The sequence below is a fragment of the Leisingera sp. F5 genome (assembly GCF_001593695.1).
Window position 1 is genome coordinate 1 of sequence record NZ_LUKH01000724.1, and the last position, 1,786, is coordinate 1,786.

Below are 1,786 nucleotides of genomic sequence, written 5' to 3' on the forward strand. Positions count from 1 at the left end.
TTTGCGGGAGACAAAGGCTGTGAGGGCGGGCACGGCGACAACACTGCCGAGCGGCGAAGAGGTCACCCGGTAAAAGGTGTCCAGCGGTGTGTCCCAAGGGTACGAAACCCCGGCAACCGACACCAGGGCCGACAGGCTGCCGGGATAGTCAACGGCCCAGGCCAGCGCAACCGCGCCGCCATAGCTTTGGCCCAGCACGATAGGCCTGTCCGCCCCCATTTGCGCCGCAGCCGCGCGCAACAGGCCGGCCTGCTGGCGGATGGTGGCCCCGGTGCCATTGATGCGGTCCGAATACCCCAGTCCGGGCCGGTCAAAGATCAGGATGCGGAAGTCCTCTGCCAATGCAGGAGCCAGCCGGAAGGTCATATCGCGCGTACTGCCGCTGGAGCCGTGGATCAGCACCAGATCCGGCGCGCTGCCTTTGGGCCGCCCCATCTCCACTACATGCACCCGGTGGCTGCCCACCACCAGGGATTGCCCCAATGGCGGGTGGCTTGCGACAGCCGCTGCCTCGCGGCGGCCCGCCTGCCAGTTGGTCAGCACAGCAGCGGCCGCCAGTGCAAGGCCTGCATAAACCAGCACTTTAGCGGCCGATCTGATCCATTTCATAAGGCGTGGTCTGGTAGATCTCATTGATCCAATTGCCATAAAGAAGATGCGCGTGGCTGCGCCAGCGGTTTTGCGGCGGCTGGCTGGGGTCATCGTCCGGATAATAGTTGCCCGGCACGTTGATCGGGGTGCCATTGGCCACGTCCCGGTCGTACTCCTGCTTCAGCGTATCATTGTCATACTCGAAATGGTTGAAGATATAGAGAGCGTTGTGCGCCTTGTCCTCAACCAGGCAGGGGCCGACCTCGTCGCTGCCGAGCAGCGTCTTCAGCCCTGGTGCCGCGCTGATTTCGGCCTGCTTCATCTCGGTCCAGCGGCTGACCGGAATCACGAAATCATCCGAAAACCCGCGTAAATAGGGCGAAGCAGGCGCCAGGTTCCGGTGCCGGAAGCAGCCGAACGCCTTGTGATCCAGCATATGCTTTTTCACGCCATGGAAATGATTGATCATCGCCATGCCGCCCCAGCAGACGCCAAAGGTGGAATGCACGTTGGTCTGGGTCCACTCGAACACCTCCCGCATCTCGTCCCAATAGGTGACCTCGGGGAAGTCGAGATGCTCAATCGGCGCGCCGGTGATGATCAGCCCGTCGAACTTTTGGTGCTTCACTTCCTGGAACGAGTGATAGAATTCGGCCATATGCTCAGCCGCGGTGTTTTTGGTGCGGTGCTCGCTCATCCGGATCAGGCTCAGATCTATCTGCAGCGGGGTCGCCCCGATCAGCCGGGCAAACTGGTTCTCGGTCTGGATCTTCTTGGGCATCAGGTTCAGCAGGCCGATGCGGATGGGGCGGATGTCTTGACGCGCCGCTTGATCCGGCGACATCACCATCACGCCTTCGTTCGTCAGAACGTCATAGGCGGGGAGATCTGCGGGCATCTTGATGGGCATGTCAGTGTCCTGATTTGCGGAAGGGTGTACGATATAGCGGAATTCGACAGATAGGCGGCTTAGCCGCGGGCCTCAAGAGCGGACGCGATCAAATCCTCGAAATCCCCCTCATCCCTGACGGCAGAGATCTGATCGGCGGTGACCGTGACACCCCAATTGTCCGCCATCGCCTGATAGCGCGGCTGTCGGTGCGCCAGCGCCTGGGCATAGGTCCAGCGGATGAAGGCATCGGGGTCCACATCCCCTTCAGCTATGCCATTTTCCTTGAGATACTCTTGCCAGACC

2 protein-coding genes and 1 pseudogene are annotated in these 1,786 nt (G+C 61.3%); all 3 read right to left on the bottom strand.

Annotation, left to right across the window (positions count from 1 at the left end):
• On the bottom strand, positions 1–609 hold a 609-nt coding region (locus A2I95_RS35255; protein ID WP_291737221.1), incomplete at its 3' end, for an alpha/beta fold hydrolase.
• Entirely contained in the window at positions 584–1,501 is a 918-nt protein-coding gene (gene metA, locus A2I95_RS35260) for a homoserine O-succinyltransferase (RefSeq protein ID WP_027258817.1), read from the bottom strand. The genes A2I95_RS35255 and metA, both read right to left, overlap by 26 nt.
• A 59-nt stretch (positions 1,502–1,560) precedes the next feature.
• Positions 1,561–1,786, bottom strand: a pseudogene (locus A2I95_RS35265) (ATPase); the annotation flags it as partial.

What these genes read in the sequence shown, in the direction of transcription:
- metA (WP_027258817.1), bottom strand. Translation starts at nt 1,501, where the DNA reads ATGCCCATCAAGATGCCCGCAGATCTCCCCGCCTATGACGTTCTGACG.